A 25724-nucleotide genomic window follows, 5' to 3' on the forward strand; every position below is an offset into this window, starting at 1 on the left:
TGAATAAATGTTTGAAAAAACAGGTTTAGTACTTGACCTAAAGGCTTTTTTTAGATATTATAGTACTGTTAAGGCGTAAAGCCTAAAAAAATTTGGAGGATTTGTTAAATGGCTAACAAACAAGATTTGATCGCAAAAGTGGCAGAAGCTACAGAATTGACTAAAAAAGATTCAGCAGCAGCTGTTGATGCTGTATTCGCAGCAGTTTCAGAATACCTTTCAAAAGGTGAAAAAGTTCAATTGATCGGTTTCGGTAACTTCGAAGTTCGTGAACGTGCAGCTCGTAAAGGTCGCAACCCACAAACTGGTAAAGAAATCAAAATCGCAGCTTCTAAAGTTCCAGCATTCAAAGCTGGTAAAGCTCTTAAAGAAGCAGTTAAATAATTGCATTTTGAAAAGCCATCCTAGATTTCTAGGATGGTTTTTTTGTTGGACAGCTCTATAGGATAAGGGTATAATAGGAAAAAAGAAGGAGAGAGAAAAGACCATGCGATTCATTTTAGGCCTCTTTGCCTTGTTGTTTATCCGACCTATTTTGTATCTATTGAAAGGGCTGTGGTTCGTACTGGAATTTTGCTTTATGATCCTCGTGGTTAAGATGATCCTAGGAACCGTACGCTGGATGACCAGTTGGATCGGCTGAGAGTAGTGAGAGAGATTTATTAAATTTTACCTTGCATAGTAGAATTAAGTTTGATGCTTAATTCTTTTTTTATAAAAAATTTCACTAAATAATAATTAATTTCAAAAAATACTTTTTTTTTTTAGCAACCATAGTATAATACTGTGGAGCATGAAATTAAATTAGGAAAGGGAGCAATTAAGAAAAGTTTATAGTGGTTGTCTGTATTACTATATGTAATTTGGAAAAGTTCAAATTAATACTTGTATATGTAGGATATTCTGGTAACCATGTAGGACATATATTATATAATCAATAGAATTTTGTTAGTTCTAAATGTATAAAATAGGAGAAAAGTAAGATGAAAACAAAAACTTTGGCACTTTTTAGCGGAATTGTAGGTTTAGTTGGTGGTATTTTACTATTAGTTGGGCCATTCTTTATTCTTGGTACTGCAGCTGCTACAGCTAGTTCAGATGCAACTGCTGGATCAATTCTTTTATTAAATGCTTTGAAAATTGCAAATCTAGTATTAGGAATTATTGCAATTGTTTATTACAAGGGTGATGAGCGAGTGGGTGTTGCTCCTTCAGTGCTACTGATTGTAGGTGGATCTGTTGCGATTATCCCATTCTTAGGATGGATTGGTGGTATCATCGTATTGATTGGTGGTTCATTATTCCTCGGTTCTCTTAAAAAATTTAAAACTAATTAATTAGTTTCATTTTTAAGATAAAAAGTCGTATTTAGATACGTGAATCAATGTCCACTGGACATAACCTCGCTTTTCCGTTTTCAAGCTCGTGAAAAAAATGTCCACTGGACATTTTTTTTAATTAAAAGCATTCTAAATAGTGATTTATTTTGAAACATGCTATAATAGGGGTAACGAATCGATTAAATCAAATTGGAAAGGGGGGATCATAGTGAACACATTGCATCGTCATGAAGAAGAGCGCGTGGAAGAAGTTTTGCAAAGTTTGCGTGCTAAGGGCATTCGGATTACCGATACTCGCAGAGCAGTTCTTTCCTATTTAGTGGCGAGTCATGAACATCCAAGCGCTGAGAAGATCTATCGCGATTTATTGCCTCAGTTTCCAAGCATGAGTCTAGCAACTGTCTACAACAATATCAAGGTTTTAATTGATGAGGGGGTTGTCTCTGAGATCAAGGTTCGCAATGATACCACGACCTATTTTGATTTCATGGGGCATGACCATTTGAATGTGGTGTGTGAAAAATGTGGTCGTATCGCAGATGTGGATATCGAAGTCCCAGATCTTCGTGAAGAAGCAGCCAGTCAAAGTGGCTACCAGATCACCAAAACCCAGATGACGGTCTATGGCATTTGCCCCGACTGTCAGAAAAATTAATGTGAGAGAAACCAGAGCCGTCAGGCTCTTTTTTGATGCAATGAGAATATACCTATATTTTAACTAGGAGAAAAATAGGGAAAATCATGATATAATATACTTTCACGATCAAACAAAAGGAGAACGAGATGAAAAAGCTAGAGAATTTTTCTTGGAAAATGTGGCACGTTTATACCTTGATTGCTGTGGCTGTATTTTTTATTGGTAGCCTTTGTTCATTCTTTTACGTAAAAGATGCAGACTATATTGTTCATGAGCGAAATTATATTTATGTTGGAAAAGGGCAACGGTTGACGAACTATGAAAAAGTAAAGGGACTAGATACAGGATTCCCAATTTTAGCTCTTTCATTAAAAAATACAGATGAAGATGGTTATGATGATCAAATTGCTGTCGGACATAACTATATAGCCTTTCAAGATTCTAAGCTGGGTAATGTTAATCAAAATGAAAAAGATTCGGAAGAATATTTTAAAATTCGTTATTATCTGATTGGAGAAGAAAAAGGAGAGGGGCATACCATTGATGTCTTTAAAATTATTCAGAAACTGGGTTATAAAACGATTTATGGAAACATGGAGTCAACCATGTACTCTGATGGGAAGGACGAGTATGTCAGGGTGAAAGTGACAGATAAGGAATCCATCTATTTTAATCTTAGGACGCAAAAGGAGAGTAAAAAACGTCCGAAGAAAACGATACAATATGGTTATAAAGGCATCTATAGGGCCCTGTCTAATCCAGATTTCATTACGAAGAACTTCGATGAAGAGGAAAGCAACACGAAAATTTCTTGGCCATGGGTTCACTATAAACAGCCAAAGAAGAAAATGACTACCACAAACGATAGTAGTTATTCAACTTCAGACAGTAGTGAAGAAAAACCTGAAGATAGCAAACTTCTTTCAATATTAAAAAAATATGGATTTCTCCTTGTTTTAGAAGAAGACAGAAATTTATCTAGTAGCCAGTCATTAGTGTCGAAGCTATTTCCGGATGCAACTCACTTTGTTTGGTTTATTGATGATGACTATACAAGGGATGGTCATAACGAATATATCCACAATATTGAGGAATTAATCCAAGTAGTTGATGAAGAGAAAGTTGAGAAAGTATATGGAAATGAAGAATGAAAAACTAAAAAGCTGTCTCGTTCTAGTTGGCTTTTTGGCTCTTATCAGTATTTGTTTTTATAGAAATTTGGAAACAAACATCAAAGGACTCTATAAAAGCAATCATTATCCAGGTGAGATAAAGATCACCAGTCTTTCCCTATCTACTCAAGATAAATTGGGAATAGATGTCAATTATGTTTATTCTGAGAAGGTCAATGGAAAAGTCATTTCTATTCCATTAAAGAGACGAATGAAGGTTGAACAATTTGTTATTCCATATTATCCTTATTTGGGTAAAGAAGGTCGTTATGGAATGACTGGGGATTCGATTGGAATGTATGCTGAGGAGTATAGTGTATATGGTCCAATTCTTGAAAAAGCACTCGAGCTCAATCCTGACAGTAAGAAATTGGAACAGGAAATTCAAAATAAAATCAATCAAAACTCTACGTTAAAAGGCTCTAAAATCACTTTGAAATTTACAACTTTCAGTCAATTATCAAATTATTATAGAGTTAGATGGCTCGGTGAATATGAGAAAGAATCAATGAAGAAGAATCGTACCGTACTTGGAGGCTGGTATCAATTTCCAGTAGAGGATGCATTAGAATATAATGCCTTGTATGTTCAAATTTCGCTACCAAAAGGTGTCGATAAAGAAAGTATACATCTGAAGGATGAGTTGAATACACTTTTACAAAAAACGAGCTTACCAAATGGGATTTATGCTCTTGATACCTCAACTGAACTACCCACAGCTCGAGCTATGATTTTTAATGGAAAGGTTAAAGAAAGGGATTAAACATGTCAGAAATACAAAAGGATACTGGACTTAGTCTAGCTTGGGAACTTGGATTGTATATTTTCCTAATTTTTTCATTTCTAGCTTTGCCATTTTACAATGATCTAGCTATTTCAAATCCAAATAATTCACAAATTTTTCTCTTTCTGGACAATAACCCTGTGTTTGGGGGTGAAGCGTTTGAGGATCTTGTAAATTTTTATTTTATCATTTTACTTTTACTATTAGTAACCTTACCTATCCTTGCTTTTTTCATTCATAATTTCTTTGAAAAAAAGGGATACCCATTTTTAGCTAGTTTACAGTCTTTGTTGATTCATGTATCTTGTGTAGTAATGTTCGTTTATGCGGTGTTTTCTTTGTCAGTTCAGAAAGATCACTATAGCTTTAGCTCAGGTTTCTATGTCTGCTTACTCATTTATTTGTTTCATATTTATAGCAACTTACGTGATATAAAAAAGATGATTGAATATCGAAATTCTGCTACCAAAACAGCTAATGAGGCAGAAATCTTATCAAAAGAATAGTTCTATATTGTGAATGTTTGTTGAAGACAAAAAGAAGCAAGCTATTTTCAAACCAGAGCCGTCAGGCTCTTTTTTGTATGGTAAAACCACACTAGGATAGTGAAGGAAAAATAGGAGAAATCATGATATAATATACTTTTGAAATCAAACAATAGGAGAACGAGATGAAGAAGCTGGAGAATTTTTCTTGGAAAATATGGCATATTCTTTCCCTAGTTGCCGTGACCGTTCTAATGGTTGGCGGTATTTGGAGCTTCCTTTACCTAAAAGAAGCAGTACATGTTGTGAGTGATAGAAATTATGATTATGTTGGTAGAGGACAACGGTTATTGGAAAATCGAATCATTAGTGAAGAGGCCACCGGAATTCCAATATTGGCTTATAGTTTTAAGAAAGAAGATAGAAAAAACAACCCATATATTTATGCTGTCGGATCCCAATATATAGCCCTTCAAGATTCTAAACTATTCAGTGGCGAAGATAAGAAAAAAGATGCAAATGAATATTTTAGAATTCGGTATTATGAATTGGGCCAAGAGAAAGGAGAAGGTCATACCATTGATGTTTTAAAACTCGTTCAAAAAATGGGTTACGACTCGATTGAAGGAAACATGAGAGGTAGCATGTTTACAGATGGAAAAGATGAGTACGTAGCTTTCAATGTTACAAAAAATGATCTCCTATTTGTGAATCTGAACAAGGGAGAAATAGCAAAGACAGATCCAAAAATGATTGTTGATTATGGTTATAGTGGATTTTATCAAATATTGCCTGCACCCAAATTTGAGACAAAAAAATACAGTCTGGATAGAAATAAAATAGATGTAGGAGGATGTTGGATAGGTTATGAATATGATGATGAAGATGAAAAAGTAGAAACTTCTTCAAGTTCTACGGAGAGATTAGATCGCAATGGTGTGAAGGTGAAGGATAGTAAACTCTTAACCCAACTAAAAAAATATCGCCGTCTCCTGATTCTAAAAAATAACCTCACTATGGAGGAGGATAAAACTATCATCAAGAGTTTGTTTCCTGATGCAGATCATTTTCGTTGGTCTATTGACGCTTCTTATACAAAGAGTGGGCAGAAAGAAATCGTTCGGAATGCTGAAGAATTTAAAAAGGTTATAAAGGAGGAAAGAGTTGAAGAAGAGTTGGAACGTGAATTTGAAGAAACATTTCAAGAAGGGCCAGACGACGATTAGTGATCGGTCAAAAGCCGTTCTAGTGGTTGTCTGCTTCCTACTATTTCTAGGATTCTATTTTTATAGAAATTTAGAATCTAACCTAAAAGGTTTCTATGATAGTAGAAGTTTCCGAGGAGATATACAGATTACAGGTTTCTCTTGGACTCGTCCCAATGCCGGTCCGGATGTGAATTTTATCTATTCTGAAACGATTGAAGGGAAAAAAGTTTCCATTCCTTTGAAAAAATCAGTCAGATTTAAACACTTGGTGATGCCTTATTCTAATAAGATTGATTTAGCTGAAAACCTAGGAATAGAAAATACCTATGATGATTTTGATAGAGCCTATTTGCCTATTATAGAGAAGGGATTTGAATTCAGTACTGAGCGAATCGAGCTTGAAGCAGAATTAGATAAAAAAATTAACGAGTATAGTGCTTTTAGCGGCTCTTGGATTGAAATAAGCTTATCCCCCGTTAAGAAACGAGGTAACAATTATTTCAGTTTGATGGAGCAATATGAGAATGGCATTCCTAATTCTGAGATAAAAATTCTAGGAGGATGGTATGATGTCTCGTATAGTAGTTTTATCGAATCAGGAGACATCTATGTTAAAATTATCTCTCCTGAAAATATAAGTCGATTTAAAGAATCAGGTAATGATTTTAAATCAGTTTTGAAGCATTACTTGGCAATTAGGTCTCTACCAGATGGGTGGTATGGCCTGTTCGATGATGGTAAACAAGTATCTGAGACTGTTGAAATTCGCAATGGAAAGGTTAGGGGGTGAAAGGAGACATGGTAAAAGGAAAAATAAAATTTAATCATCAGTTATTGCATCAGCTTGGCTTATTTACGGCCTATGTATTGACCCTATTGATGTCACCGTTTTATACATATCAAAAAATAGGGGAAAATGATTCGGCACAGTTTACGATTTTCCTAGGTGAACGTTCTCTATACAATGCCAAAGAGTTCGAAGGCCTCATCCATTCTTATTTCACGACGTCACTTATTATTCTTTTTGTCCTACCAGTACTTGCTATTTTTGTAAAATATCTCCTAAATAAAATAGGCTATTCTTTGTTAGCCCACCTTCAATCACTGTTAATTTTTGTAGCCTGTAGCATCATTTTAATCTTTACCATGTTTTCTATGACTGTTCAAATAGACCTCCTGCGGTTGGATTGGGGATTTTACTTGTGTCAGTCCTTCTATTGGATTTTTATCCTAAGAGAGTGGTGGAATATCAGTGGAATCGTTTATAGACGAAATCATCCTTCAGATGATGAAAGAGCAAAAGAGAAGGAGCAACCGGCAGAATAAAAAGGTCTCTACTGGCGAATCTTTTAGTCTAAGTAATGCAATCTATTTTTAAACTAGAGCCGTTAGGCTCTTTTTTGTGAGAAATTGCACTTTTCTATGGTCGCCACTAGATTTTTTACTGAAAATCTAGTAGAATAAAATAGATAAACGGGGGAAACCTCGGAGAATAAAAAGGAGATCCATCTAATGGTAAAATTGGTTTTTGCTCGCCACGGTGAGTCTGAATGGAACAAAGCTAACCTTTTCACTGGTTGGGCTGATGTTGATTTGTCTGAAAAAGGTACACAACAAGCGATCGACGCTGGTAAATTGATCAAAGAAGCTGGTATCGAATTTGACCAAGCATACACTTCAGTATTGAAACGTGCGATCAAAACAACAAACCTTGCGCTTGAAGCTTCTGACCAATTGTGGGTTCCAGTTGAAAAATCATGGCGCTTGAACGAACGTCACTACGGTGGTTTGACTGGTAAAAACAAAGCAGAAGCTGCTGAACAATTTGGTGATGAACAAGTTCACATCTGGCGTCGTTCATACGATGTATTGCCTCCTGCAATGGACCGTGATGATGAACACTCAGCACACACTGACCGTCGTTACGCTTCACTTGATGACTCAGTAATTCCAGATGCTGAAAACTTGAAAGTTACTTTGGAACGTGCCCTTCCATTCTGGGAAGATAAAATCGCTCCAGCTCTTAAAGATGGTAAAAACGTATTCGTAGGAGCACACGGTAACTCAATCCGTGCTCTTGTTAAACACATCAAACAATTGTCAGACGACGAAATCATGGATGTGGAAATCCCTAACTTCCCACCATTGGTATTCGAATTTGACGAAAAATTGAACGTTGTAAAAGAATACTATCTTGGAAAGTAAGATAGCGTGATTCGTTATCAATCATAGAAAGCTGACTTCGGTCAGCTTTTTTGTTCATCGCAAACCTAGCCGCTTTTGGGTTTTCAGGGTCTCCTAAAAATGTTATAATAGAGTGTTACTAAATTGGGTTCCATTAGCCCTGAAAGGAAAAGAAACATGACAAAATCATTCTACATCACAACCCCTATCTATTACCCATCTGGTAAATTGCATATTGGTTCAGCATACACAACGATCGCCTGTGACGTCTTGGCGCGTTACAAACGTATGATGAACTACGATGTTTTCTACCTGACTGGTCTTGATGAGCACGGTCAAAAGATCCAGCAGAAAGCAGAAGAAGCTGGGATAACGCCGCAAGCTTATGTAGATGGGATGGCTGTTGGAGTGAAAGAACTCTGGCAATTACTCGATATCTCATATGATAAATTCATCCGTACGACAGACGATTACCATGAAAAAGTGGTGGCCCAGGTCTTTGAACGCTTGCTGGCTCAAGACGACATCTACCTTGGTGAATACTCTGGTTGGTATTCAGTATCTGATGAAGAGTTCTTTACAGAAAGCCAATTGGCTGAGGTCTACCGTGATGAGAATGGCAAGGTCATCGGTGGGGTAGCCCCATCAGGCCACGAAGTAGAATGGGTTTCTGAAGAATCTTATTTCCTTCGTCTCAGCAAATACCAAGACCGTTTGGTTGAGTTTTTCAAATCCCAACCAGACTTCATCACGCCAGATGGTCGTCTTAATGAAATGTTGAAAAACTTCATCGAGCCAGGTTTGGAAGACTTGGCGGTATCTCGGACCACCTTTACCTGGGGTGTGCCAGTCCCATCTAATCCAAAACACGTGGTCTATGTATGGATCGATGCCCTTCTTAACTATGTGACCGCTCTTGGTTACGGTCAAGAAGATCATGAAAACTTTGACAAATTCTGGAACGGAACCGTCTTCCACATGGTTGGAAAAGACATCCTTCGTTTCCACTCCATCTACTGGCCAATCCTTCTCATGATGTTGGATGTTAAATTGCCAGAACGTTTGATTGCCCATGGTTGGTTTGTCATGAAAGACGGCAAGATGTCTAAGTCTAAAGGAAATGTCATCTACCCAGAAATGTTGGTGGAACGCTTCGGCTTGGATCCACTCCGTTACTACCTCATGCGTAGTCTTCCAGTTGGTTCTGATGGTACCTTTACCCCAGAAGACTACGTAGCCCGCATCAACTATGAATTGGCTAATGACCTTGGAAACCTCCTTAACCGGACGGTAGCCATGATCAATAAATACTTTGGTGGTCAAATTCCAGCTTATGTCGAAAATGTCACAGCATTTGATGCAGATTTGGCCAAGGTGGTTGAAGAAAACATCGCTGAATACCACAAGCAAATGAACGCGGTTGATTACCCACGCGCTTTAGAAGCCGTATGGAACATCATCTCTCGTACCAACAAGTACATCGATGAGACTGCTCCTTGGGTCCTCGCTAAAGAAGATGGTGACAAGGAACAATTGGCAGCAGTGATGGCTCACTTGGCAGCTAGCCTTCGTGTTGTGGCTCACTTGATCCAACCATTCATGATGAACACCTCAAATGCCATCATGGAACAACTTGGCTTGGACTTGGACTTCGATCTTGAAAACTTGACCTTAGCAGGATTCCCTGAAAATATCACAGTAGTTGCCAAAGGAACTCCAATCTTCCCACGTCTCGACATGGAAGAAGAAATTGCCTACATTCAATCTCAAATGACTGCTGGTAAACCACAAGAAAAAGAATGGATTCCAGAAGAAGTGGAACTCAAGTCTGAAAAAGATGAGATCAAGTTTGAAGAATTTGACAAGGTTGAAATCCGTGTAGCAGAAGTCAAAGAAGTGGAACGCGTCGAAGGCTCAGACAAATTGCTTCGCTTCCGTCTTGACGCTGGTGACGGCGAAGACCGTCAAATCCTTTCTGGTATCGCGAAATTCTATCCAAATGAACAAGAATTGGTCGGCAAGAAACTCCAAATCGTAGCCAACCTTAAACCACGTAAGATGATGAAGAAATATGTCAGCCAAGGCATGATTCTTTCCGCAGAATACGGAGATCAATTAACAGTCTTAACTGTTGATCCATCTGTACCAAATGGAAGTATCATCGGCTAAACGATAGATATAGATGAAAAGCACTCCTGCGGGAGTGCTTTTCTTATGACAATACATGTCCCTATTCATCTGGCCGGTATTCCAGGATATCTCCCGGCTGGCAGTCGAGTTCTTTGCAGATGGCTTCAAGGGTAGTGAAGCGGATAGCTTTGGCCTTGCCGGTCTTGAGGATGGAGAGGTTGGCTGTCGTAATGCCGATTTTGTCGGCTAGTTCATTGGATTTCATCTTTCGCTTGGCCAGCATGACATCTAGATTGACGATAATCATGGTCCCCTCCTTAAATAGTTAGCTCATTTTCTTCTGCGATCTCAATCCCTCTCTCTAAAATCTTGCCAAGGACCCAGACAATTGGGACGGCAAGGAGAAGTCCCGTGTTAAAGGTCAATCGGAAGGTGAAGGGAAGGAGATAAGCATTGCCACTGGTTTCAAGTGTGCCAGACATAAAGGACAAGACCAAGAGAATCTTCCAAGCTCGGTTGCAAAGATCAATGTTGGAGTGAGAAAAGATCTTTTCTTGGTAAAGATTTTGGAGGAAGGTGCGAATGGTGATCAGAAGAAAAATATAGATAGCGCTTGAGGCTAGTGGGAAGAGCAACTGCCAGAGGGGTTGCGGATGTTTGGGGAAGAGCTGGATACCATTTACATCAAAGGACAAGCGTCCAGTTTGAACGATCTCCTTAAACACTCCCATCCGGGAAAGCAGGTGGATGACCAGTGCTACCAAGGTCATAAAGCCACAGAAGTAAATGAAAGCCGTTAAGACTTCAATGACATCTTTTAAGGTTTTTGAGTTTTTCATCGCAAGCCTCCTTGAAGTTAATTTATTTTTCACTTATAGTATACTCCTTATAAAAAATAAGTCAATAAAAAAGTATCGAAAAACGATAAAAAAATAATGATAAACAAAATATTGTTTTTGCAAAACAGGTATTCTGTGCTACAACTGGTCAGTTTAAACTTAGGAAACCACTACATAGAGGGAAATTTTACTATACTTTCGATTTAGGGTATACTAGTGTAAAGATCTTATTCCATGGAGGTAGTAAAATGAATCTAAAATGGAAGAAAAAATACCTAGGGCCGATTTTGGGACTGGTCGGAGCAGCTGTTCTGATCGGTGGGGTCTATCTCTACTCTAGTTCCAACATCCAACCAGACCATCAAAAGGAATTTAACCAGACCAGCAAGAAGGTCACCAAGCCAAAAGAAAAAGCCATTGACTTGAGTGGCGATTATGTCTCCAATGAACGGGACGAAGCCAAAATCGAGAAAAAAGGCAAGGCCTGGAAGATCGATTACCAAACGGCTGATGGCAAGGTAGCTGCTGAATTTAGCACGGATTGGAAGGTCGAAGGGTCTAACAAGGTTTCGAAAGGCAAGATGAAAAAGTCCGATGGCAATACCGATTTTACAGTCACTGTTCGCGTCTTCAAATATAAGACGGATAAGAAGCCTTTGATTACGGTCACCATGTCTGATAAAAATCCCGACCACGAGATGGTCTTTGCCAACCGGGAGGATTTTTTCAAATCGACAGATCCAAATGATGTTGTCCTTGATGGCAATCTTTCACCGTTTGAAGGTGCTTATTCCAATGATACTTATGAAAAGGAAATCGCTGATTCCGGCTTTAAACTTTATGGCTATACTCCAGAAGAGTATTACCAAAACAAGACAAACGCCTTTCCAAGCATTGTAAATGGGGAGACCGGCTGGACTTTCTGGAGCGGAGGCACTCGGGCAAGTTACCTGCTCAATAAAGAAAAAGAGCCTAAGAAACGAAAAGGCTATTATGAAGTTTATTTCACTGGAGCCAATGCGACTGCGATCCAAGGGCAAGAGCAAATCTTGTACTTGATCCCAGCAGGTGTGACAGGTCCTGATGGAGTGGCTTCGCAAGAGCGTCGGATTCTCTTTGGGGATGTGGCCTTTCGTGATTACCATCTAGAGTGGTGGAAAGCTTACCCGCAACCGAAAAAAGAGAAAGACTTAGATATTGCGGCCATTAACGGAGGTGACTTCTCAAGCTTAGCTGGAACCTGGCGCAATGGCAAAGGAGCTGAGATCGTCATCCAAGCAGATGGAAAAGTCAAGGGCCAAGGTAGCCTCAAGGCCGTTGCGGACTCTGATAAGAAGAGTAAGATACCTTATGTTGAGATGAAGATGGGTGAGACTGGTGCTGCGATTGGACTTCTGAAAATCGGTTTCCAAAATCCAGATGGAGACCAGTCTGATACCAGCAAGCCACGTCTAGTGGTCACTCAATCTGCAGGCAACTACCCGGCTGATCAATATTTCTACCGTCAATAAAAGAGAGTGGGACAGAAATCGGTCATTCGTTAGAATTCGATTTCGTCGTCCCACCTCCGCACAGTTGACTAGGGCTGTAAAAGCTGATGAAATCAGCGTAGTAGAGCCCACTCAACCACTGCGTCTTGCTCGACAATCCAAAGACAATTGAGAGACTAGGACTTTTGTCCCAGCCTCTTTTTTTCTGCAGGGAAAGGTCGTGGAGGCTAGTAAAAGGTTAGTCCCTAGCATTAAAAGGAAAAAAATGTAAAAAAGGCTTGACAAAGCAAACAAATAGCAGTATTATTAACTAGTTAATTAACCGATTAATAAACTGGTTAACAAAAAATAAAAAAGAGGTGAAGGATGAAAAGGAGAAAAATGAAGGTGCTGGGACTCTTGTTCCTCGGTTTCTTTCTGCTTGCAGCTTGTGCTAGTCAAGGAAATGCAGGCAAGCCCCCTTCTAGAAAAGGTCTCAAAATTGTCACGAGTTTTTATCCCATCTATGCTCTGGTTAAGGAAATCTCTGGGGATCAAAATGACATCTGGATGGTTCAGTCCGGTGCAGGGATCCATGATTACGAGCCCTCAACCAAGGAAGTGGCCCAAATCTATGATGCGGATGTATTTGTCTATCATTCTCAGACCCTGGAATCATGGGCTGGTCGCTTAGATCCTAATCTACAAGGTTCCAAGTTACAGGTGATCGAAGGGAGTCAAGGAATGACCCTTGATAATGTGGCTGGATTAGAGGATGTTGAGGCTGGTCAGGGAAAAGAAGCCAAGCAACTGTATGACCCGCATACCTGGTTGGACCCTGCGAAAATTGCAGAGGAAGGAAAGATTATCGCCCAGCGCTTGGGAGGGATCGATCCAAAGAACAAGGAGCTCTATCAGGCCAATGCCCAAAAGCTTGAAAAGCGCTGTGAGGAACTAGTAGCTCGCTACCAGCCTGTCTTTGACAAGGCCAAGCAAAAGACTTTTGTGACCCAGCATACGGCCTTTTCTTATCTGGCCAAACGCTTTGGTCTCAAGCAGTTGGGGATTGCAGGGATTTCCCCTGAGCAAGAACCAACCGCCCGGCAATTGGCGGAGATCCAGCAGTTTGTCAAAGATTATCAGGTGAAAACGATCTTCGTAGAGAAGCACACGTCGTCAAAGGTGGCAGATAGTATCGCCAAGGCAACAGGGGCGCGTGTCAAGGTCTTGGATCCACTGGAAGCTGATCCGCAAAACGATAAGGATCTATTAGCAAATTTAGAAGAAAATATGGCGAGTTTAGCCAAGGAATTAGAGGAGTAAATCAAGGATGAAGAAAAAGGGAACGATTGGAATTGTAGCAACTTTGGGAATAGGGCTATGTGCCTATGCGCTCAGTCAGCAACCACAAGCTAAGGAAGAGAAAAAGAATCAGATTCAGTATCTACAGGCAGAAAAGAAAGCGTCATCGACTGCCTCCAGCAAAAAGGAAGACAGCATCGAAGCAGTCAATGCCAAGGAAAAGACTCAGGCGGAGCAGATTGTCATCAAAATTACGGATGAAGGCTTTGTCACTTCTCATGGGGATCATTTTCATTACTATAGTGGTAAGGTCCCATTTGATGCCATCTTTAGTGAGGAGTTGATTTTGCGAGATCCAACCTATCAGCTCCAAGAAGCTGATATTGTCAGCAAGGTCAAGGATGGCTATATCATTAAACGCGCTGGTAAATACTATCTCTACTTAAAGGATGCTCAGCATACGGTCAATGTGCGCTCGATCGAAGAGATCGCTCAACAACAAAAAGGAGGCACTAAAGAAGAAGGGGAAACGGGATCAGTACAGGCAAGCTCCTCGCACAAGGCAGGCAAGACCCGTGACTTCCGTCAACCTAGTCAAGCGTTGAAAGAAGGCAAGACCCTTGAGATGCTGACGACTAAAAACCATACAGCTGGTGGCTATCGTACGGACGATGGTTATGTCTTTAGCCCTGGAGATGTCATTTCAGATACAGGGGACGGCTTTATTGTGCCCCATGGTAGCCATTTCCATTATATTCCAAAGAGTGCCTTATCTGCTGGCGAGTTAGCAGCAGCCCTTTCGGCCTTAGGTGGTCAAGCTGGCCATCAGGCTCTAGCTGGAGCAAGCACAGAACAAGGGCAAGGAACTCCAGATCAAGCCTCTCCAAGCCTTGGGAAGCAAGCGAACAACCAGCCGTCAGCTAGTCCAACCCATACACAGACGACACCAGTGCCGTCTAATCCTGGAAACTCGAAACCGACTTCAACGCTCAGCAATCTGATGGAAGAATTGCAGAAAACACCTCTGTCTTCTCGTCATGTGGAGTCTGATGGTTCTGTCTTTGATCCAAGTAAGATTACCAAGTGGACCGATCAAGGAATTGTCTACCCTCACGGGGATCATTTCCACTTTATCCCTTACAGCTCCCTATCTCCTTTAGAGCGTGAGCTGGCACGGCAATTCCAACTGCTTCGGGCCCAAGGTGCTACTACACCTGCTGAAATAAGTCCAAACCGGCCTTCAAGTCCAAGTACAAAACCAATTGACCATGATCACGAGCATGAACATGGGGACAGACATGATCACGAGCACGAAGAGGAGCACGATCATGGTTTCCATGCAGACATGGTCATCAGTAAGGACGAGGACGGTTACATGGTCGCTCATGGCAACCACGCTCATTATTTCTATAAAAAGGACCTCTCTCCTCAAGAGATTGCAGCAGCAGAGGCAACTCTGGCAGGTAAGAAAGAAGAGGACAAGGGACAGCCACTGACAGATGATGTCGCCAGCTATTCTCGCGATGCCTCAGATGAGGAAAAGATCCAGTACATCAGCAAGACCTACGGCGTCCCTCGTGAGGCCATTAAGATTTCCAATGGTTTCTTTGTCTTTAACAATCCAGACCAAGAATACGATCCGACCCACATCCACCCTTATGCCGTTCGGAAGGAACATGTCCGGATTCCGCTTGAAACTGGAAATCCTGAACTAGACTTTATCAATGAACTCTATGCAACAGCCCTTCGCTCGGGGATTTCTCCTTATAGCCTCCAGATTGAAAATGGTCAGTTTGTCATCCCGCATGGCGATCATAACCACTACATCAAGGTGCGCTCAGCAGGTCTAGCAGACTACTTAGCCCATCGTCTTCCTACCATTCAATCGCCTTACAAAAAAGGAGACTTGGATAAAAAAGCAGTAGAGGACAGGGTCAACCAACTTTTAGCAGAAAGCCGGACTCTTTATGCTTCTGATCCATTGCAGCAACGGCGGATTGAGCTTATTTTGGGCCACTTCTTAGAAAATGTCAAGAGTTTCCCAAGCAACTCGACGGAAGGCTACCTAGCCAGTCTTAACCAGGTTGATGAGCAATACATTCATGCGACTCAAGCGATCAAACCAAAAGAAGAGACAGCCCTCGATCGTCGATACCAGGAATTGCTGGAACAAGTGCGCTTGCTAGACACAGAAGCCTTCCAACTGAAGAAGGAAGGGTTGGTCTCACAACTGCAGGAAGCCTATGCTGCCAAGGACAGCAAGCGTTTAGAGCAGGAAGGGAAGCTATTAGAAGCTGTTCAGGAGATGCAAGATCGGACGGGTGTGACATCGGTCGACTATCTCAAGTACTTCTATCAAAGCTTGAGCGATGCGCGCTTGACACCAGAACTGCGCACCAAGGCGGCAGATCTAGCTTTGAAACTCTATCGGGCCCAAGCCTTTGAAGAGGCCTGGGATGCTAAGGCTCACTTTATGGAACTCTACCAAACCAAGCAGGCAATTGACCAGCTCTTCTCTCAAGAAAAAGGCCAAACCTATCCTATTGAAAAAACAGTTTTGGATCAAAAAGGAAGTCAGGCTCCATCTTATAACTTAGCGGTCTATGATTTCCTCAAGGGCTTATATGGAGAGTTGGACAAGGCGACAGAATCCCGTCAACGAACCAGCATCCTGACAGCCCTCTCAGAGCAAATCCAGTCGCTCTTGCCACAAGTCGAAGACCAGGCCAAACGAACTGCCTTTGAAGCAAGTTTGGCTCAGCTTGGAAATGAGACGGATCCAGACAAGGCTATTGCAAGTGGACAAGCTCTGTTACGCGAAATCAGTGACACCATTGAAAAGCAAAAACAAAAGCAAACAGAAGAGCCTCAGATTGGGGATGTCGCCCTTTATCAACAACTCTATAACCAATTGATGACGCTTCACCAACAATTGCAGGAAAAGGGTGCTAGTGATGCTGTATTTGATCGCTTAGAAGCTCTCTTTGACCAATTGGCTAATCCAAAGAGTGACAAGGCAGCCTTACTACAGGTTATCCAAGCCTTTCAGGCAGAGTTAGCAGCAATGCCATCTGCAAGCGAAGCGGGGAAACCAGCTAGCACGGTCGAAACGCCTGTCACTGCAGAGACTCCAGTGGAAACAGAAGCAGCAGCTTCAGAAGGAAGCAAGCCTGCCACAACTGAGACAGAAACTGAGCCTGCAAGCCCGGCTTCCATAGAAGAAGGCACGTCAGATGCACCAGCTTCTCAGGACCAATAGAAAATAGAAAATCATCTGAAAGACATTTCAGATGATTTTTGCGTTCTAGTAAATAGAAGAGGTGGTTTCTTTTTTCAGTTGTTGAGTCTCATTCCTTGTGCTCAAGAAGCAGTTGTGAGGAGGACTCGACTGCTTTTTTTCGCTTGAAAAATGCAGTCATTTGAACCAGAATGCGGGGAACCGTCTGCCATTTTTTCCAAGCTTGGACACGGGTATCGAGGAGTTGCTTGGCTAGACGTTCCAGCATTTCCCTTTCTGTAGGATCTAGGTCTTGAGCATTTTGAAAGATCTCTTTGATCTTGGAGAAATTTTTCAAGTTCCTCAAATCATTGATTGAAGTGATACCTGCGTCCAGAAAAATGCCAAAAAAGGTATCAAAGAACTTCTTGCGCTCATCCGCCGATGTTTCGCGAACCCACTGCTTCAGGGTCTCGTCGGTTTGCTGGCTGTCAGGACTGGTTTGATCCAGGGTCACAAATTTATCCTTCTCAATCATCCAAGTAAAAGCGTCATGCTGGACAAAGCCACCAAAAGCTCGGCTTTTGACAATCGTAGCAGGCTCAGGGACTTCTAGCATCATGCCGACGATGGATCCTTGGGGGACAAAGCGAAGAATATTTGGGGACGTCCGCTGGTAGCCTTCGGTCTCGATAATGGCCCTGTTGAGGCCAGGAGCATCGTAGCTGTAGATGGCATCGACTCGTTCAAATAAGGAATCCGGCAGGTAAGTGCAGGCATAGGTTGCGAGATTGCCCCCTTTGGAGTGACCCGCTACTAAGAAGCGCCCTTTAGGAAATTCCTTCATGATGTTTTGCAGGTAGCTGGCTGCGCGTCTCTGAGCTGGGACATGGTCCATATAGGTCATGTGGAAGTCTTCCTTCCAGCCGATCAAGGTATCATCCGTCCCTCTGAAGACGACTAAATAAACATCCATGGTAAGACGATAGGTCATAGCCGCAAACTGCTTCTGAACATCGGGGTCATATTCGTTGACATAGTTGAGGAGTTTGATGTTTTTAAAACGCTTTGAACTAGCTAAGTCATCGACTAATTGCAGGTGTTGGTCTGTCACGATGAAATCGGTGGTCCGGTCGATAAGTTCTGCTGCATCAGATAAGCGGACTTCAATATTGGTCGTATCCCCTTGGGGCACGATCCGATCAAAAGGAAGATAGGTCAGCTCTGTCAGTGCCAGGACATCCAGTTCATTGAAAGGACGGTCGTATATGGAATCGTAGGTCACTTCTTTTAGGTAATCAAAAATAGTTGACATCTGTGCCTCCCGTGTCTTATTTCTTTCAGTATAGCACAAAAATGGATGGAGAAAAAGCGCCCTCCATCAAGAAAGTAGGTGTGAGATCTTCTATCCCTCTGAAACAGCCTTTTTCTCTGCTTCTTAATCTGTTATAATAGGAAGAAGAAAAAAAGAAGGAAAGAAAGCCATGCATAAAATTCTCTTAGTCGAAGATGATAATATTATCCGCCAACAGGTCAAACAATTATTGGAACAATGGGGCTATGAAGTGGTCGCAGTCGAGGATTTTATGGATGTCCTCGGGATCTTTGTCGAAACCGACCCCCACTTGATCCTTATGGATATTGGACTGCCTCTCTACAATGGGTACCACTGGTGCCAGGAGATTCGCAAGGTTTCAAAGGTTCCGATCATGTTTCTTTCCTCACGGGATCAAGCCATGGATATTGTCATGGCCATCAATATGGGTGGAGACGATTTTGTCACCAAGCCTTTTGATCAAAATGTGCTCCTTGCCAAAGTCCAAGGGCTCTTGCGCCGCTCCTACGAATTTGGCACAGATCAAAATCTGCTGGAGCATCGGGGAGCCATCCTCAATCTCAAGTCCACGGACTTGGTGTATGAAGGGGAAGTCATCAAGTTGACCAAGAATGAATTTCAGATCCTGCGCGTCCTGTTTGAGCATGCGGGCAGTATCGTGGCGCGCGATGATATGATGAAAGAGCTCTGGAATAGCGACTTCTTTATTGATGATAATACCTTGTCTGTCAATGTGGCCCGCCTTCGCAAGAAATTAGAAGAGGCTGGCTTGTCAAACTTCATCGAAACCAAGAAAGGCATCGGTTACGGGTTGGTCCATGAATAAATTTGGAAACATCTTTTGGCAGTATGTGGTATCCCGCAGGCGCCTGCTCTATCTAGTGGTCATCTTTTTGATGGTCGATTTGGTCTTTGCCTTTCTCTTTCCAGAGACGGGGACGGTTTTTATCTATGCGACTCTGATGCTAGGATTTTTTACCATCTGTATCTTGATCTGGGATTTCGCTATGACCTTTCAGGAGTACCGCAAAGCTCTGCTGTATGAGGAAATAGAGCTTGCCTCACCACTGGAACATCTCCTTTATGAAAAATATACAGAAGAACAGCAGGCGCGCCTGGAGCAAGGCAAAGTAGCCCAGGCCAAGTTCAATGACCTGATGGATTACTACACCCTCTGGGTTCACCAGATTAAGACGCCCATTGCAGCTAGCCACCTCTTGGTCCAAGATGTCGAGACACCTATTGTCAAGCAGCAGATGGAGCAGGAGCTTTTCAAGATTGACTCCTATGCCAATCTGGTTCTGCAGTACCTGCGACTGGAGAGTTTTCATGACGATCTGGTCTTAAAGCGCGTGTCGCTAGAGGACTTGGTCAAAGAAGTGGTCCGCAAATATGCCCTCTTTTTTATCCAAAAGAACTTGACAGTGAACCTGCATGATTTGGATGTCGCCGTCATTACCGATCGCAAGTGGCTTTTGGTCATCATCGAGCAACTCTTGTCCAATAGCCTCAAGTACACCAGTACAGGTGGAATTGAGATCTATTTCAAAGACCAGACCCTCTATATAAAAGACAGCGGGATTGGAATCAAAAATAGCGATGTCCTCCGCGTATTTGAGCGGGGCTTCTCTGGTTACAATGGCCACATGACCCAGCAATCCTCAGGGCTGGGGCTCTATCTGTCTAAGAAAATTGCAGAGCAATTGGGCCACAAGATTAGTCTCCACTCAGAGGTTGGCCAAGGCACAACCGTCGCTATTCGCTTTGAAGAGAAGAAGTTGGTCATGGATTAGTTTTTTTCCATCTTACAAAAATGTAAGAAATAAACGGTAAAATGAAAGGTTAGGTTATGGTAGCCGCCTTTTATTTTTTATACAATAGTCTCATCAAATGAAGGAGGTCAAGAAAATGAAACTCTTGAAATGGATGAAACAACCCAAAAAGATTAAGAAACCAAATGAGCAAACCGATCTGGAAAAGACGGAATTTGGTCTCCAAGTCCTGCAACAAACCCAAGAATTTTTCTTGATCTACTAGAAAAAGGAGAAAAGTATGTCATTGCTAGACGTTCAACACATCAAAAAAATCTACAAAACCCGCTTTCAAGGGACGCAGGTCGAAGCCCTAAAGGATATTCACTTCACTGTTGAAAAAGGGGAGTACGTTGCCATCATGGGGGAATCAGGATCCGGGAAATCGACCCTTCTCAATATCCTAGCTATGCTGGACCAGCCGACGGAAGGCCGGGTCTACCTCAATAGCACCGACACCTCGACCATCAAAAACAAGGATGCCTCCAGTTTCCGTCGGGAAAAACTAGGCTTTGTCTTTCAAGACTTCAACCTGCTGGATACCTTGTCCGTCAAGGACAATATCCTCCTGCCTCTAGTCCTCTCACGCAGACCGGTCAAGGAAATGATGAGCAAGGTCGATAGCGTGAGTCGGGAGTTGGGCATTCACCAACTCCTTGAGAAATATCCCTACGAAATTTCTGGTGGGCAAAAGCAACGGGTGGCTGTAGCACGGGCCATCATCACATCTCCAGAAATTCTCCTTGCTGATGAGCCAACAGGGGCGCTGGATTCCAAGTCTTCGGCTGCTCTTCTAGATGTCTTTGAAGATATCAATAGCATGGGACAAACCATCCTCATGGTGACCCACTCAACCGCAGCGGCAGCTCGGGCCAAGCGCGTGCTCTTTATCAAGGACGGGATTCTCTACAATCAGATCTTCCGTGGGGAAAAGACAGAGCGCCAGATGTTCCAAGAAATCTCGGATACCCTGACAGTCATGGCAAGTGAGGTGGAGTAGATGTTTCGATTAACCACTAAACTAGCTTGCTCTAATCTCATCAAGAACCGCAAGCTCTATTATCCCTTTGCGATTGCGGTCATTCTCGCAGTGACCATCGCCTACCTCTTTGACTCCCTGACCTTTAATCCTCACATTCATGAGCTTCGAGGGGGAGATCCCATGATATTTACCCTGGTCTTGGGACTGTTCGTGGTCAATGCTGCGGGAGCTATCATCGTGCTCTATGCCAATAGCTTCGTCATGAAAAATCGCTCCAAGGAGCTGGGGATCTACAGCATGCTAGGCCTTGAAAAACGCCATCTCATCAGCATGATCTTCAAGGAACTCTTGCTTTTTGGCTTTCTAACCATCTCAGCCGGTGTCTTGATTGGAGCCCTTTTTGACAAGCTGATCTTTGCCTTTCTCTTGAAACTCATGAAGATGAAGGTCCAGCTAGTGTCCACCTTCCAACCTGGGATTGTGGTCTTAGTTTTTGTCACCTTTGGTCTCATCTTTGCCCTTTTGGTTCTTCTCAACGCTTGGCGGATTCTTCGTTTGAATGCTCTGCAACTGACACGTGAGAAAGCGAGTGGTGAAAAGAAAGCTCGCTTCTTGTGGCCCCAAACCATCCTGGGCTTAGCCTCTCTCGGTTTTGGCTACTACCTGGCTTTGTCTGTCAAAGACCCCATGTCTGCGATTTTGATCTTCTTTCTAGCCGTTATCCTGGTCATGATCGGGACCTACCTGCTCTTTAATGCGGGGATCACCGTCTTCTTGCACCTGCTTAAGAAAAAGAAGGGGTATTATTACCAACCTAACAACATGATCTCGGTCTCTAACCTCATCTATCGTATGAAGAAAAATGCAGTGGGGCTTGCGACTATTGCCATCCTCTCGACCATGGTGCTGGTGACCATCTCTGCAGCCACTAACATCTATGTCGGTAGCGAAATGGTCAAGAAAATCATGGCGCCTCATGATTTCTCTGTCCAAGGAAAAGGGGTAGACCTGGAGCTAATCAATCAGAAATTTGATGAATTTGCGTCTGAACATCATCTTGAGATCAAAAATCGTGACCTGATGACCTATGCCAACTTTGGGGTCAAATCACAAAAGGGCACGGATTTCACCGTCTATCAAGCTGATGAACGCAAGGTCATTCCTAAAACCGTCTTTCTGGTCTTTGATGCAGCTAGTTATGAACAAATGACAGGAGAAAAGGTTGATCTGACCGGCAACCAAGTCATCCTCTTTGCTCATAACAAGGCTCTTAAGGGGCAAAAGCAGTTCACTATCAATGGCCAAGACTTCCAAGTCAAGGAAGAAGTGACCAAGGATTTTATCACCGATCACGTGCCCAATCAGTTTAACATGCTGACGGAGGATTTCAACTACCTAATCGTACCTGACCTCTCAGCCTTTATCGCCCAGTTTCCAAATCTGGCCATCTATACCAATATCTATGGTGGTTTCAATGTCAATGTCGATGAAGATCAGCAACTCAAGCTAGCAGCTAGCTATGACAAGATGATCGATGAATTGAGCAGCCAACAGGCCCAAGGAACATTTGTCTATGGGGGGAACCGTGCCAATGATGTGGCAGGGTTGAATAGCCTCTTTGGTGGTATCTTCTTTATCGGTATTTTCTTGTCATTGATCTTTATGGTCGGAACGGTCATCGTCATCTACTACAAGCAAATCTCAGAAGGCTATGAAGACCGTGATCGCTTCGTCATCCTCCAACAGGTGGGGCTTGATGAACACGAGGTCAAACGGACCATCAACCGTCAAGTGCGGACCGTCTTCTTCCTCCCTCTCATCTTTGCCTTTATCCACCTGGCCTTTGCCTACCATATGATCCGCCTCATTCTCAAAGTCCTCGGTGTCATCAATAGTGGCCAAGTCCTCGTCGTAACCCTCAGCGTTTGTGGTGTCTTTCTCGTCACCTACCTGATCGTCTTTTGGATCACCTCTCGGAGCTACCGTAAGATTGTGCAGATTTAAGAAAAGAAACTCAAATTAAATTAGAAACTTTCCTTAGGTGAGTACGGACGTCAGCGAACTTCGAAGAAGTTCCATGACTAATTATTGAGCCTAAGGTCTCAATAATTCCGAGTGCCTGAAACATAATTATTTCAGGCACTTTTCTCACAGCGGAAAGTTTCAATATACTCTAATAATAATCAGATATTATTTGGATATTTTTGCACAATAATCCAGCATAGGTTATTCAAAGAAAAGAATTGTCAATTTTTTTAGCTTGCTCATAGCGGGCTTTTTTGTACGAAAACCGAATGCGATTGTTTTTGTTTTTCAAAGGGATACACAAAAAAGACTGAACCCGTAGAGTTCAGTCTTTGTTCACTTTCTATTAAAGTGATGTAAGGAAAGTCAATCCCCCTAGGATGACACCTGCCGAATTCGGAATGATCAAAATCCAGTCTTTTTTAGGTTCCTTTGTCCAACCATAAATGACCCAGATCAAGCAAGAAATAGCAGCTGACAAGGGTTGGAAAGGTTGGGCCTTATTTCCCTGTAAATTAGCAATAATTTGTGGGATGTAGGCAATGAAAACGATAATCCCAATAAAGGCACCGATCGAGCCAACGATTTTGTTGATTTTTTGTTTATTCATAAAATTTTACCTCTGTGTATCAGAATAGCATAAGTAGGAAGAAAATGCAAATAATTTGCATGCTATGCAAGATGAAAATGATTACATTCGCACAAAATTAGACAATGTGTCAAAAAAATGGCAACTAGAGAGAAGACTCTCTCGAAAAGAAATCCATCTTCCTGCAAAATCACAAGATTGTGACACTTTACAGTTCGGTAACATTTGAAAAAAAGACTTGAATTTGTAAAGGACAAAAGGTAGAATAGTGCATACTTTAAAAAAAGAAAAGGAAATGGTAGTTTCAAAATGAATGAAAAACAAATGAAAATTCTTGGTTGGGTTGCGACCTTTATGTCTGTTATGATGTATGTGTCTTACTTCCCACAAATCATGGATAACCTCGCAGGTCACAAAGGGAACTTTATTCAACCGCTTGTCGCAGCCATCAATTGTAGTCTTTGGGTCTATTATGGACTCTTTAAAAAAGAACGCGATATCCCACTTGCTGCAGCTAATGCACCAGGGATCATCTTTGGTTTGATCACAGCCGTCACAGCCTTGTAATTAATTAAAAAAGCTGGACAAAAGTCTGGCTTCTTTTTTTATGACTTCACTCATTTCCATGGTATAATGGGAGGACTATTCATAGAGAAGATCAAAAGGAGACACGAGTGGATCAAAAACATCACTGTCAAGTCCTATGGGCGAAAAATAAATACCTGGTACTCAGTCGTTCCAGTAATCTCTACAAGGAAATCCGGGAGTACCTCAAGCAAGACCAGGTAGAGGTCAGCCACGTCGAGGGCCTGATCCAGCAAGCGCTGGCCTTGCCAGAAAATCGTGGCCAGGTCTCCAATGCCTTTCAGCATATCTGGGGCTATTTCAAAAAGCAGGCGACTGCAGAGGAAAAGGCGGACTTTATGCTGCTACTTGAGAAATACCAGCATGGCCAAGCCCAGCAAGAAGATCTGATCAAGGGAATCCAGACGCTATTGGAGCGCTACCCCAATCGCTACTTACAAGACTCGACGCTACTAGGAGCTCAATAGATGAGACTCTGGCACCAAGACTTGATTCCCAAACTCCCTCGTCCCCAGCTCCTAGGCCAACACCGGGAATGCTGCGCCCTTCGAGGCAATGGCTGGGGCAAGAAGCACGCGACGGTCAACTATGTCTTTGACTACTCGCCCTATCGCCTCTACGCCTATCACCGCCTGATCATGGAGGAGATGACCGCTCGTGGCTACAAGGTTAGCCCAGAGTGGTGGGAGCCAACCTACCGAGGCAAGACCTGCCCAGCTTATTCAGAACTGGAAGAGGAAGGCTTGCCCACCCCTATCTATCCTGAACACCAGGCTACTTACCTACAAGAATGCTTAGATAACCTAGCAGAAAAAGGGATTTATATAGATTAAGAAAGAACGGACCAGACCAGGTTCGTTTTTTTGCGCGAAAAACCAACAAAATGCTTTGAAAGCGTTAATTTCTTTCTCAAACATGCTATAATAATAGGAGATATCACGGAGGAAATTATGACTGAAGCACTTATAAAGTCTAAACATCGTGTTCAAAAACATGGTGAAGTTTTTACGCCAGCATGGATGGTTCAGAAAATGCTAGATACTCCTGGTGTAAAAGAGGCGTGTGAAAATATTTATTCTACCTTTTTAGAACCTTCAGCTGGGGATGGGAATTTTCTGGAAGCTATTCTAGAGAGAAAACTTTCAGCTGTGACTATTTATTATAATAAGCGGAATTGGAAAACAAAGTCCCTATTTGCCTTATCTTCAATATATGGTATCGAGTTTCTAGAAGATAACCTGGAAGTAGCTCGCTCTCGAATGTTTTTGCATTATTTGGATTGGTATGAAGACTCTTTTGGTGAGAGATTGGGTAGCAATACTGATGTCTATAAATCTGCTCATTACCTAATCAAAAAGAATATTGTAAGAGGAAATACTTTGACAAAGCGACACCCTGATTCAAATGAACTTATTATGTTTAGTGAGTGGAAGCGAGTAAAAGGATATCCTAGTCTTGTTGAAGAAAAACGATTTGCTTTTGCTGAACTTTTTGGTGAGAATATTGATGGTGAGGATAGGGTTGTTGAGGGGCAATTAAGCCTCTTTGAAGAGTTAGATGAAGACTTGAGGGTTGGCAATACGAAGAAAGTAGTTATTCAAAAAGTATATACATTGGGAGATTAAAGAA

At 42.1% G+C, this 25724-nt stretch carries 28 protein-coding genes; 24 read left to right on the forward strand and 4 right to left on the reverse strand.

The genetic code is table 11. From position 1 onward, the window contains the following. Positions 1 to 108: 108 nt before the first annotated feature. The 12 genes from K1I56_RS03690 to metG all read left to right on the forward strand — a co-directional run bounded on the left by K1I56_RS03690 (position 109) and on the right by metG (position 9979). Entirely contained in the window at positions 109 to 384 is a 276-nt protein-coding gene (locus K1I56_RS03690; RefSeq protein ID WP_003006038.1) for an HU family DNA-binding protein, read from the forward strand. Positions 385 to 487: 103 nt separating this feature from the next. Beyond that, on the forward strand, positions 488 to 643 hold the full coding sequence (locus K1I56_RS03695) for a hypothetical protein (protein WP_004219735.1): 156 nt from the start codon (positions 488 to 490) through the stop codon (positions 641 to 643). Positions 644 to 983: 340 nt separating this feature from the next. Further along, the gene (locus tag K1I56_RS03700) at positions 984 to 1337 is read left to right on the forward strand and encodes a hypothetical protein (protein WP_049487504.1); all 354 of its coding nucleotides are present in this window, start codon (positions 984 to 986) and stop codon (positions 1335 to 1337) included. Between the two features lie 211 nt (positions 1338 to 1548). Further along, positions 1549 to 1995, forward strand: a complete 447-nt coding sequence (locus tag K1I56_RS03705) for a Fur family transcriptional regulator (RefSeq protein ID WP_201089309.1) — start codon at positions 1549 to 1551, stop codon at positions 1993 to 1995. Between the two features lie 128 nt (positions 1996 to 2123). Beyond that, a complete protein-coding gene (locus K1I56_RS03710; protein WP_049474235.1) occupies positions 2124 to 3128 on the forward strand; it encodes a hypothetical protein in 1005 nt (334 codons plus the stop codon). Further along, the gene (locus K1I56_RS03715) at positions 3118 to 3912 is read left to right on the forward strand and encodes a hypothetical protein (protein WP_152903619.1); all 795 of its coding nucleotides are present in this window, start codon (positions 3118 to 3120) and stop codon (positions 3910 to 3912) included. Before K1I56_RS03710 ends, K1I56_RS03715 begins: the two co-directional genes overlap by 11 nt. 2 nt (positions 3913 to 3914) lie before the next feature. Continuing rightward, the gene (locus tag K1I56_RS03720) at positions 3915 to 4439 is read left to right on the forward strand and encodes a hypothetical protein (protein WP_049474237.1); all 525 of its coding nucleotides are present in this window, start codon (positions 3915 to 3917) and stop codon (positions 4437 to 4439) included. Between the two features lie 164 nt (positions 4440 to 4603). After that, positions 4604 to 5644 carry a hypothetical protein gene (locus K1I56_RS03725; RefSeq protein WP_223325293.1) on the forward strand — a complete coding sequence of 347 codons (1041 nt, stop codon included), beginning with the start codon at positions 4604 to 4606 and terminating at the stop codon, positions 5642 to 5644. Next, entirely contained in the window at positions 5601 to 6416 is an 816-nt protein-coding gene (locus K1I56_RS03730; RefSeq protein WP_223325294.1) for a hypothetical protein, read from the forward strand. Before K1I56_RS03725 ends, K1I56_RS03730 begins: the two co-directional genes overlap by 44 nt. 8 nt (positions 6417 to 6424) lie before the next feature. Next, positions 6425 to 6952, forward strand: a complete 528-nt coding sequence (locus K1I56_RS03735) for a hypothetical protein (protein WP_223325295.1) — start codon at positions 6425 to 6427, stop codon at positions 6950 to 6952. Between the two features lie 186 nt (positions 6953 to 7138). Continuing rightward, complete coding sequence (locus tag K1I56_RS03740; protein WP_003012031.1) at positions 7139 to 7831, forward strand: phosphoglycerate mutase; 693 nt, start codon at positions 7139 to 7141, stop codon at positions 7829 to 7831. 156 nt (positions 7832 to 7987) lie between these two features. Next, positions 7988 to 9979 carry a methionine--tRNA ligase gene (gene metG, locus K1I56_RS03745; protein ID WP_223325296.1) on the forward strand — a complete coding sequence of 664 codons (1992 nt, stop codon included), beginning with the start codon at positions 7988 to 7990 and terminating at the stop codon, positions 9977 to 9979. Between the two features lie 61 nt (positions 9980 to 10040). Here the strand turns inward: metG and K1I56_RS03750 are convergent, their stop codons facing one another. Together K1I56_RS03750 and K1I56_RS03755 are read right to left on the reverse strand one after the other, a co-directional pair. Beyond that, entirely contained in the window at positions 10041 to 10247 is a 207-nt protein-coding gene (locus K1I56_RS03750; RefSeq protein ID WP_003006064.1) for a helix-turn-helix domain-containing protein, read from the reverse strand. Positions 10248 to 10257: 10 nt separating this feature from the next. Continuing rightward, a complete protein-coding gene (locus K1I56_RS03755) occupies positions 10258 to 10779 on the reverse strand; it encodes a DUF2975 domain-containing protein (RefSeq protein WP_223325297.1) in 522 nt (173 codons plus the stop codon). Between the two features lie 248 nt (positions 10780 to 11027). Between K1I56_RS03755 and K1I56_RS03760 the strand changes: the two genes are divergently transcribed. The 3 genes from K1I56_RS03760 to K1I56_RS03770 all read left to right on the forward strand — a co-directional run bounded on the left by K1I56_RS03760 (position 11028) and on the right by K1I56_RS03770 (position 16809). Further along, on the forward strand, positions 11028 to 12290 hold the full coding sequence (locus K1I56_RS03760) for a DUF6287 domain-containing protein (RefSeq protein ID WP_223325298.1): 1263 nt from the start codon (positions 11028 to 11030) through the stop codon (positions 12288 to 12290). Positions 12291 to 12635: 345 nt separating this feature from the next. Continuing rightward, a complete protein-coding gene (locus K1I56_RS03765; protein WP_223325299.1) occupies positions 12636 to 13571 on the forward strand; it encodes a metal ABC transporter solute-binding protein, Zn/Mn family in 936 nt (311 codons plus the stop codon). Between the two features lie 7 nt (positions 13572 to 13578). After that, positions 13579 to 16809, forward strand: coding sequence for a pneumococcal-type histidine triad protein (locus K1I56_RS03770; protein ID WP_223325300.1), 3231 nt, complete (start codon positions 13579 to 13581; stop codon positions 16807 to 16809). Between the two features lie 88 nt (positions 16810 to 16897). On the opposite strand, the gene K1I56_RS03775 is transcribed toward K1I56_RS03770, so the two are convergent. Next, a complete protein-coding gene (locus tag K1I56_RS03775) occupies positions 16898 to 18082 on the reverse strand; it encodes a DUF2974 domain-containing protein (protein WP_223325301.1) in 1185 nt (394 codons plus the stop codon). A gap of 169 nt (positions 18083 to 18251) precedes the next feature. Between K1I56_RS03775 and K1I56_RS03780 the strand changes: the two genes are divergently transcribed. The 5 genes from K1I56_RS03780 (at position 18252) to K1I56_RS03795 (ending at position 22900) form a co-directional block, all read left to right on the forward strand. Then, the gene (locus tag K1I56_RS03780) at positions 18252 to 18929 is read left to right on the forward strand and encodes a response regulator transcription factor (protein ID WP_024056182.1); all 678 of its coding nucleotides are present in this window, start codon (positions 18252 to 18254) and stop codon (positions 18927 to 18929) included. Beyond that, positions 18922 to 19896 (forward strand): sensor histidine kinase, encoded by a 975-nt coding sequence (locus K1I56_RS03785; RefSeq protein WP_223325302.1) that lies wholly within the window; start codon positions 18922 to 18924, stop codon positions 19894 to 19896. Before K1I56_RS03780 ends, K1I56_RS03785 begins: the two co-directional genes overlap by 8 nt. 115 nt (positions 19897 to 20011) lie before the next feature. Further along, a complete protein-coding gene (locus K1I56_RS09955) occupies positions 20012 to 20140 on the forward strand; it encodes a hypothetical protein (RefSeq protein WP_004219855.1) in 129 nt (42 codons plus the stop codon). 15 nt (positions 20141 to 20155) lie between these two features. Further along, positions 20156 to 20914: an ABC transporter ATP-binding protein gene (locus K1I56_RS03790; protein WP_223325303.1), complete on the forward strand. Its 759-nt coding sequence runs from the start codon at positions 20156 to 20158 to the stop codon at positions 20912 to 20914. After that, on the forward strand, positions 20915 to 22900 hold the full coding sequence (locus K1I56_RS03795) for an ABC transporter permease (protein WP_223325304.1): 1986 nt from the start codon (positions 20915 to 20917) through the stop codon (positions 22898 to 22900). Positions 22901 to 23267: 367 nt separating this feature from the next. Here the strand turns inward: K1I56_RS03795 and K1I56_RS03800 are convergent, their stop codons facing one another. Further along, complete coding sequence (locus K1I56_RS03800; protein WP_006596747.1) at positions 23268 to 23531, reverse strand: SemiSWEET family transporter; 264 nt, start codon at positions 23529 to 23531, stop codon at positions 23268 to 23270. Between the two features lie 288 nt (positions 23532 to 23819). Between K1I56_RS03800 and K1I56_RS03805 the strand changes: the two genes are divergently transcribed. The 4 genes from K1I56_RS03805 to K1I56_RS03820 all read left to right on the forward strand — a co-directional run bounded on the left by K1I56_RS03805 (position 23820) and on the right by K1I56_RS03820 (position 25720). After that, a complete protein-coding gene (locus tag K1I56_RS03805; protein ID WP_223325305.1) occupies positions 23820 to 24077 on the forward strand; it encodes a SemiSWEET family transporter in 258 nt (85 codons plus the stop codon). 107 nt (positions 24078 to 24184) lie between these two features. Further along, the gene (locus tag K1I56_RS03810; protein ID WP_223325306.1) at positions 24185 to 24562 is read left to right on the forward strand and encodes a YbgA family protein; all 378 of its coding nucleotides are present in this window, start codon (positions 24185 to 24187) and stop codon (positions 24560 to 24562) included. Then, positions 24563 to 24928, forward strand: coding sequence for a TIGR02328 family protein (locus tag K1I56_RS03815; RefSeq protein WP_223325307.1), 366 nt, complete (start codon positions 24563 to 24565; stop codon positions 24926 to 24928). Between the two features lie 117 nt (positions 24929 to 25045). Then, positions 25046 to 25720, forward strand: coding sequence for a DNA methyltransferase family protein (locus tag K1I56_RS03820; protein WP_223325308.1), 675 nt, complete (start codon positions 25046 to 25048; stop codon positions 25718 to 25720). The last annotated feature ends 4 nt before the right edge of the window (positions 25721 to 25724 follow it).

The sequence above is a fragment of the Streptococcus parasanguinis genome (genome assembly GCF_019929185.1).
Classification (GTDB): domain Bacteria; phylum Bacillota; class Bacilli; order Lactobacillales; family Streptococcaceae; genus Streptococcus; species Streptococcus parasanguinis_O.